Raw genomic sequence first — 9,052 nt, 5'->3', positions numbered from 1 at the left:
CCCTCCAAGTAAAAGTGTAACATCCATGTGTATTCATGGTCTTTTTACACTGTCTACCTTAAGGGGATAATATCAGAATCCCACTGACGTTAGTTAGATAGCCCTTTTAGGACTGGGAGTATCAAATGTCATTTGTAGTTGTAGATGCTTGCACCTCTTTATGTTGCTTTTAAATAAAATTTGATTTAAAACATATTAAAAAGTTGTTTGTATTGAAGGAGAACCCTTCATACTATGAAAACAGATTGATTAAAAATAGAATTACACTTGTGAATTAATGTGCATTTTTTATAAACATCATGACTTTATTTCAAATCAACACTTTAAAGAATTTGCATAGTTGGTAAAATATATTTTCTGGATTGCTGTTTTTGTGTTTCAACAGCAAAAGTAGTTATTGGAGAAAACATATTAGGTGTACTTAGTATATACGCTAAAGGACTAACCGTTAACATTTTTTCTATTTGGTTTTCTTCATAATATCCGCGCTCTCTTCTTTATTGGATGGATCTTATTCCATACAATAAAATAAAAATGAAAGTGAAAGAAAACCAACAAATACGGACTTGTAACAAACGCTTTTTTACAACAATCTTATAACTACTCAGAGTTTTAAGATGAAAAAGGACCTTATTCCATATTGATAATTCTGCTTATATCCATCATCGTTTACTTTAGAAAGAGAGTATCTCATCATTTTTTCATGTAGAAAAAAGACGATATTCGTTCTTCTTTTAATTTCATTGTGTATTCTTTATTTTTGAGTATTTGTCTGATTTTGATGATATAAAATAATGCGTTGGTGTAAAGACCAAACTTTCCTGTTTGTCGCAGAATAAATCGTTTGGAATGCTTTGGATAGAATTTTGAATGACTAAACATTCGCAATCCATTTTTGTTTTTTCAGCGATAAGAATAGCGTATCTCTGTCTAATACAGCATAAAAAGTATTTCTTCCCAATCTTCCAATACCTGTTTTTTATGCGCTGTATCTTTTAGAGAATAGTATTCTGTTGATTTCGTATTAACAAGAGACAATATATTATAAATGCTGTCTGTTATATGGACCTTTTATTTCATTGGTTAGGGAGGCTGCTCTAATCAATGAAATAACAGCTCTAACAAAGAAAAAAACACTTTTTCGAGTGTTTTTTTCTTTGTTAGAGCTGTTAGGAAGTTTTGTTGTCCAATTTCATACATATTGCCTATACACATAAAATAAACAACAGCTTCTATATAAATGTACCATACTTGTAAGCATGAGAAGAGTGAGTGTTTTCACTTTGTTACAGGTAAAAATTATCCTGTACATAGGTGTGAACTCTATCCAAAATATGTAACTTTTGTAGGTTCTGTTGCAAAGGTCCAATGTAGGGAATGCATAGAAAAACAAACAATTAATAAAACTAAACAAATGTATAAACATTTTATTCTTTTTATATATTACAACCCAATCCATTTTTTCACAAAAAAATAAATCATTGTTCCAATTAGACAAAAAATATAACTTAGCAATCCACAAGAAAGTATGTTTTTCATATATGGATTACCATTTATATGACTAAAAAGAAACACACCTAACAAGGAAACAAATGTAATAAACAATGCAATACTTGAATGTTTTAAAACAAAAAAGAAAAAACAAAAAAGAGAAATTATTAATAAACAGAAAGCAGTACTATTAGATTTATACATAAAAAATATTCCTTTCTCAAAACTACTACAAAGATATCATATTATTATGTTTTAAAATACATTTTTTATTCCACGGTTCTAACCTAGAATTAAATCTTATTTATTAAATAGACGGCATCAAAATGATTTTTTCTATTCTGAAGAAATCATTTTGGAATCGTTTGTCCGGTAAATAAATTGAAATTTAATAATAAATAGAATTTTCGTTATAAAAATGATAACAGTGGTATAACTTTTATAACTGTTATATGAGAACTTTAAAAAATAAAATAAATAATTACAGTATATAAAGGCTTAATCACAGGGTTCTTGCTGTAGACCGCAAAGTAGCAAAATCTTAAAGATTATTATAGGGGATTAGACGAACATCATATGCTCCTATGTTTTTCCTAAAGTTCGTTTTTGAATAGCTCGATATAAAGAACCCTGCGAAACACCAGTTCCTTCTATAATTTCTTTTATGGAATATTCATTACTGTCATACATACGAAGAGCTAACGATATTTTATCTTTGTCAACTTTTGGTCTACCTAATTTCTTTCCTCGTTTTTTACTTGCTTCTAAACCTTCTTTTACGCGCTCGGCAATTAGATTCCGTTCTAATTCAGCAATGACACACATCATTTGAAACATAGCTTTACCAGTAGAAGTTCTTGTATCTATTTGTTCCTTCAATGATACAAACTGGATATCTTTTTCTTCAAGTTGTTGAATAATTGTTAAAATATCCAAAGTCTTTCTTCCTAAACGAGAAATACTTTCTACAACAACTGTATCTCCGGAACGACTCACATCAAATAATTGTAAAAGACCTTTCCGGTCTCGAATGGTTCCTGTAAATTTTTCAGTTACAATTTTTTCGCATCCATACTCAGTAAGTGAGTGAATTTGGCGATCCAAGTTTTGATCTACTGTTGATACACGTGCATATCCAATAATCATAAATACCTCCTGTATATTCTTCTGTTTTTATTGTACAGGAGGTTCTATTTTTGTAAAAGTATTTGGTAATACTTTTGGACATATTTTTGGGTAAGAAAAGAATACAGTAAACACAGAACATTCCTCATACAGAATGTATGTTACAAAAACACTGGTTTTTGGTAATTAATAATTGTTTAAGAGACTTTTAAATTAATGGGAATTCTCTTATCCATATTTAATTTAAATGTTCCATATGGATTGACATGATTGTAAAACAAAGGTGTTAATCCTCTGAAATCTTCAGGAGTCATTTTCTTCAACCAATTTTGATTGTTGTGGTAAAGAATTTCCTGAACCATTAATGTATTCATATAAACTAAACAATTTTGTAGCAATTGAAGTGACAGAGCAGATACTTCTTGATCTTCTAGGGAATTAAAACGAATCTCACTATTTTTCCCATAAAAAATGTAATTGTTAACAGAATGCCTGTGTTCCACGGTATTAAGCCCCTCTTGGATTTCTCTACGTACTTCTTCAAAGTGTAAATAATCACATAAGAAAATAGTCTTAATAGCTTTTCCTAATTCACATAAAGCTTGATAATTAGGATGGTTAGTATCTCGTGTAAATCGTTTCAAAATTACTTCTGCAGATGCAGTTCCTAGTCGTAACGCAGTGGCAAATTTAATAATTTGTTCATATTGTTGACGGATAAGATCCCAGTTAATTGGTCTACTAAGAACCGGATGCAAATGAGAGTAGTCATCGTTCATTCCAACTTCAGGACGATATAATTTTTGAGAACCAATATTTTTAAAGCGTGGCATTAGTTTGAAACCAAGTAGATGAGAAAAAGCAAATGCAACAACGCTTTGTCCATGCGTATCAACATAGTTTCGGTCTATTTCCATATCTGTACAGTGATGAAGAACCCCTTCCATCATGGATGCTACTTCAGAAGAAAGACATGTTTTCAACTGGGAATAGATGCAAGCAGATTTTCAATCTGTATGCCAATAAATCATCACGCCATATTTTTTATAACGAGGATGCCATTCTGTAAGGAGGTTTTGATCATATGAACCAAAATGTTTAGAATCAGAAGCGCAAGCTGTAGTAGCTTCCCCCCATATTTCTTCCCTTCGATGATGCATGATTTGATTGGTAACCTCTGCGTTTGCTTTTCGCAATTGTTCCTTGTGAATAAATTTATTGCGAATATACTGAAGTTCTCTATAAGTATCTTGACTGTTTCCAGCTGAAACTGCTTTCAAACCAGTATTGGTTCCTAATCCAAATAAGCTAAGAAGAAGTCGACGTTGAACGGTTTCTTCACTTAAAATAGACCTATCCGCTGTTGTTTTAAAATGTTTTGTAAATCCTGTATGAAAATCTGTTTCTTTTAATAAATTGAGAAGATTAATATTGGACCAACAGTCCCGAATTTCCTGTTTAATCATAGGGAGATGGGGTGGAACGACTTGTTTATCTAATGGAGTAACTTTAAGCCACCCTTTGTTATTTTTACTTGTAATTACAACTTTAGTGTTACTTCCACTTTCAAGTCCTTCATGTAGCATATTCAACTTATTTTTCATGATTTGCATAATGTCTGAAATAAATGGCTCTACATCAAGCGGTGCTTTTAGGACCTGAAAATACTCTTCTTTATTTTCTTCAAAACCTTGTGGTAAATCTTCATCTGGATTTCGATATCGATTTGCACCTTCGATCCATATTTCCTTACAACGTAATCGTGTTCGAAGTGATTGTAAAACTGCAATCTCATAATTTATTCGATTCACTCGTTCTATCCCATTGTTATCTGTTTCAATAATAATTTCTTTCCACTTCGGCTGAATAACACCATCAATAGGGACTTTGTCACCCATAGAAAAAAAGCGTTGACTACTATTACTGTGCTTCCGAATAAAATGAAGAGCTTCAATAATAGGTTGATATGATAAATTATTCGATCGAAATGTGAGGTTCTTTAAAATATCACAAATAGCAGTTCTATAATGTCCACGATAAGAAGCATGCATCTTTATATAGATTTTTTCTTTATATTCCCGATTGTTTTTGGATAAATCTTTGATAATATCTCTAATCTTGGAAGAGTGAACGATAGGATATAATGTATCCTGAATGATTCCATCGGGATGATCAATGGTCGCTTGCAACAAGTTTAAAATATGTTTATTTTTCCCTTGCACCTTTTCTAATTCCGCTACTGCTTCTTTACGTGTGGTATTCTTCGCTTTATTTTCAAATTTGTGTGTAATTTCATCTAATAAATCTGCTAAATTATCAATAATTTCAGACTGACGATAAGAAAATAAGATAGCCAGTAGGGTATAACGAATACGTGCAGGATGTTCGCGTAATTCTGTTATTGTCTCAGTTGCTGCACGTATTTGGTACTTTGTGATTAATTTAGGAGGTAAATGATGAAATAGACCATCTGGGATGTGAAGGTGACGAATAGTTAGTAATTTTTTTAGTTCTATCTCCATGGTAGCAACACTAGGTTTATGGGGGGAAGATAACAATTGTCGGAAAGTTATAGTGTTTTGGTCTTCTTTGTTTTCTTTTTGATAATCATGGGATTCCAATAAATTATCTATATGATGACAAGTTTGAATAGACAATTGCTGGTAAGTTTCTTGATACAACTTCTGTTCAAATGTATGAATAGCAGAATCAATCATTCGCTTCATACTTCCAATAGAAGGAGGTTCTACTTTCCACTTACGAAAGAGATAATACACTTGATTTATTAAGTAATCGGTATCATGAGTAAAGGTGATTTGTTCTTTTAACCATTGTTCCAGTCGCTCTCCTTCTGTATGAGTAAACTCTTTAAACTGAAAGAAATCTCGAATTTGTTTTCTATGGTAAGTATAGTTTCTTTCTTCTGATCCCCAACGATACTCATCAAATAAATTTGAAGAGAGGTTAAGTTTTTTTGCGATATATTCGATCACTGTTTTTGGAACATCACTTTTCTTTATTGGGAATCTAGCTTCATGCTGAAAATACTTCAATCGAACAGTAAAACCAAGACGACTCGTACCCGTCTTATTACCAATAAGTTTGCGCTCGATGTCAACCAAAATAAAATGTTCTAATAGTTCATCTTCTGTCCAATTCTTCTTCATGCCTGTCTCCCCCCTTTATATAGAATAGCTATCTATACTTTTAGTTTAGGGAAAAATAAACAATAAAAAAAGCCAAAATTGGCTTCACTTTGATATATACGAATAGCTACTTTGCGGTCTACAGCAAGAACCCTGTGACTGAGCCTATAAGAATAAAATGTGGGACGAATTATATACTCCTAGCAAATATTAGAATTATATAACGGAATGGAATAAAACAATTGATACAGCAAATACTTTTGAATTTCCAACAGGGATATATACGATTCCTGTTACAGGCTTATATCAAATATGCGAAACATTCCAATCAACGGCAGGAACAAATTATAGGGATCTTGGTATAATATTAAATAATAGCAATGTGATATTTTATTCATCTACACCGGCACTAAATAGTACATAATCTCGTAGATATTTGTTCATTAACTGTAGGGGATACGATTAGAATCAACGTATTTATAAACACTGAATCTATGGGGTATTACGCGAATTTCTTAATCTATAAAATGCTCTGTTTGTATTAAAGAGAGAACCGCATGTCTATTAGTTTAAGTTTTTCAGGGCAGATGTCTTAATGTGCAGAAAATATTTAAACTTCATTCAGCTTGAGTTTGAAGTCTTCTCCACAGCCTATTTTTGTGTCTTAACCTCTTTTTATATGTGTCAACACTGATAAAAAGAGGAAAAGAAGAGATTTCTTATGATAGGTGCTTTCAAAAATCATCGTGATGAGCGTGTATCTGTTTCTGTAGAAGAGTTGGTCCCACAAAATCACTTCCTTCGAACTATTGAAGCGACAATCTGTTTTGATTTTATTGAGGAAAAGTTACGCCCTTATTATTGTGAAAGCAATGGGCGTGCTTTCATGCCAGATTCTACGCATATTAAGGCCAATGCGAATAAAAAGAAATTTGTACATACATATAAAAAAGAAAAGGAAAAGTTTTATATAAATGAATTAGAAGCTGCGGTAATCGAAGATCGTGAGGTACACGGAAAAAAGAATTAAAACCTAGAAAGGAAAGTGATACCCCTACAAAAAAACGCGTATAAGTACAACGGATTTTGAAGAATATCTTCTCTTATATAGAAAACCTTAATTTCTAAAAAACGCAACAAACTGCTATATTACGCAGTTTTACGCTTTACCGAAATTTATAAATGGCAACACTTTTCTGGTTATTTGTGACCAAATTGTTACCGAAAAAACGAGTTCGAACTATACTAACTCTTTACATACTTTAAAACAAGAAAAAAATAATGATAAAGTATCCTTAATGGAATCCATTGAAACGAGCTAAAAGAAGCACAAAATGATATTCAAAAAGAGTTCGAAAGAATCCATACGTATTTTGTGAATGAATATCAAGAAATGATGTACCATACAATCAAAGCTGGAACGTATCATCCTGTTCTAAAAACGAACGCATCAATTATCGGATTGCGTGTAGGGAGCAATTGTGATAAGGAGTTGTTTCTTCTTGCATTCAATGCTCTAGGTAAAGTTGATAGATTTTTAAAAAGTAATGGCACTCTTACAGACCGTGTATCAGCCTTATTCACTAAAGTTTATACGACATCTAGCATGCCTAAAAAAGCTAATACAGGCGTTTCTGATGTACATAACAATGAAAAACCATTCATTTTTTACAATTGGTTAGTGTTGCATATATTCCGCTTTACCTCTCCTAACAATACATAAAACTCTAACCATCCTTACGCTTACCCTTTCATTTTACATTTGCAAACGGTCATCTTTATGATTCAATGGTTGTGTGCTTCTTGTTATAGTAAACATACCCTAACATTCCGAATACCAATTATGGTTATAACGGATTTTTTTATTCGCACAGTTGATTGTCATCCACAGATGATGATGCAGCTGTGCCTTTTTTTATTATTCCTTCAGCAATTCATCCATGATTTTATCCAACAAGTTAATCAACGCTTCTCTTCGTTCTTGCAGCGTTGTGTTATCGTGCATCTCATTATGAATCACACTTACATTCTCTAGCTTGTCAGTATGGATACACTCATTCACTATTTTTCCTCCCAATGCAGAAATGATTACGCCGATGATAATTGCCTGTTCTTGTTTTGTTACTTTCATGTTTTCTTCCCTCCACAAATAAAAAACACCCCGATAGGTCATAGCCATCAAGTTTAAAAAATGAGTCCGATGCCTTTTGGCATCGGACTCATTTTTTTACAATAGGGAGTAGAAGAGTGCGGTTTTGGACATACTCAAATAAGACTCTCTGGATTTCGTATTTTTTATACGGCTTTGTGAAGTCTTTTCGTACATTCTTGAGTGATACTAAGGATATCGAACGGTGTACGACACTTATACCTTCGTGCTTTTCGTCCGTTTTTGACAAGATCCTGACAGAGCCTGGTTAGCACTGATACAGGATCTTGAAAGGTTGTGAAAAGCACGTCGTGTATACTAGAGAAGTAAATTTTGACAATATATGTACACTTATACTCACTGACCTCTTTTTGTTTTTTCTCCCATATAAGTCTTCTCATTCGATATGTAATGCTAGCTACCAAACACAAACCAATTAATTGCCTATATAAATGACATTGAAATCGTTCCAGTTTCACAGGTTTCACTTCATGAATTTTAAAAATAGACTTCCATGTTTTAAATATAATTTCAATTTGCCACCGTAAAGAATACAGTTCATACACTTCATTGTGCGGAAGGTGTTTACTAGATACGTTCGTAATAAGAAGGTTGATACGACTTGCATATTTCGGCATCTTCTTTTTCGCTTTCTTGTGATGTTCCAAACGTTTCGCCCACTCAGTTTGTGTTAGACGATATATGACAAGGCGTGTTTTATGTTTTTGGTGAAGTCCTATATAGATTTCCGGTAATTCTAATATTTGTCCTTCAGATAGATCTTTCGTCAATTTTTCTAAATCGAGAAGAGTCCATTTTCCACCTTTCTCTTTTTGATAGACTTGTGTATTCCAGCGAATACGTGATACATAAAATGCTTTTCGATCCGCAATTTTTTCTAAATCATAAATAGAAAAATAACCAAGATCACGAAGAGAAAGTTCCCCTGGCTCTAATGTTTGCGTACGTTCCTGTCCATAACGGCAATCGCTACTTGTTCCATCTCTTACAGCTGTTTCTAAAAATTCTCCAGAAATCAGTTCATACTCTAATTGAATTTTCACACCAGCTTCTGAACCACCTCCTCCTACCCCTTTGTAAGAAGATGCATATTGAGCTGGAAGCTGAAAGGCTGTTGAAT

2 protein-coding genes and 4 pseudogenes are annotated in these 9,052 nt (G+C 32.7%); 2 read left to right on the top strand and 4 right to left on the bottom strand.

The window, feature by feature from the left end:
- Positions 1-2,073: 2,073 nt before the first annotated feature.
- Both JDS99_RS28835 and JDS99_RS28830 read right to left on the bottom strand, forming a co-directional pair.
- Positions 2,074-2,637 (bottom strand): recombinase family protein, encoded by a 564-nt coding sequence (locus tag JDS99_RS28835; RefSeq protein ID WP_199696232.1) that lies wholly within the window; start codon positions 2,635-2,637, stop codon positions 2,074-2,076.
- A gap of 176 nt (positions 2,638-2,813) precedes the next feature.
- Positions 2,814-5,783: pseudogene (locus tag JDS99_RS28830) on the bottom strand (Tn3 family transposase).
- Positions 5,784-6,483: 700 nt separating this feature from the next.
- Here JDS99_RS28830 and JDS99_RS28825 point away from each other — a divergent pair.
- A pseudogene (locus tag JDS99_RS28825) lies at positions 6,484-6,868 on the top strand (transposase); the annotation flags it as partial.
- A gap of 108 nt (positions 6,869-6,976) precedes the next feature.
- A pseudogene (locus JDS99_RS28820) lies at positions 6,977-7,443 on the top strand (cytosolic protein); the annotation flags it as partial.
- 237 nt (positions 7,444-7,680) lie between these two features.
- On the opposite strand, the gene JDS99_RS28815 reads toward JDS99_RS28820, so the two are convergent.
- Together JDS99_RS28815 and JDS99_RS28810 are read right to left on the bottom strand one after the other, a co-directional pair.
- Positions 7,681-7,893 (bottom strand): hypothetical protein, encoded by a 213-nt coding sequence (locus tag JDS99_RS28815; protein ID WP_199696231.1) that lies wholly within the window; start codon positions 7,891-7,893, stop codon positions 7,681-7,683.
- A gap of 234 nt (positions 7,894-8,127) precedes the next feature.
- Positions 8,128-9,052: pseudogene (locus JDS99_RS28810) on the bottom strand (IS4 family transposase); the annotation flags it as partial.

Origin of the sequence: Bacillus cereus group sp. N6 (genome assembly GCF_016483705.1) — a bacterium.
GTDB lineage: Bacteria > Bacillota > Bacilli > Bacillales > Bacillaceae_G > Bacillus_A > Bacillus_A wiedmannii.
Note: the sequence above shows the minus strand (reverse complement) of the source record. Positions and strands in the feature narration are given on the sequence as shown.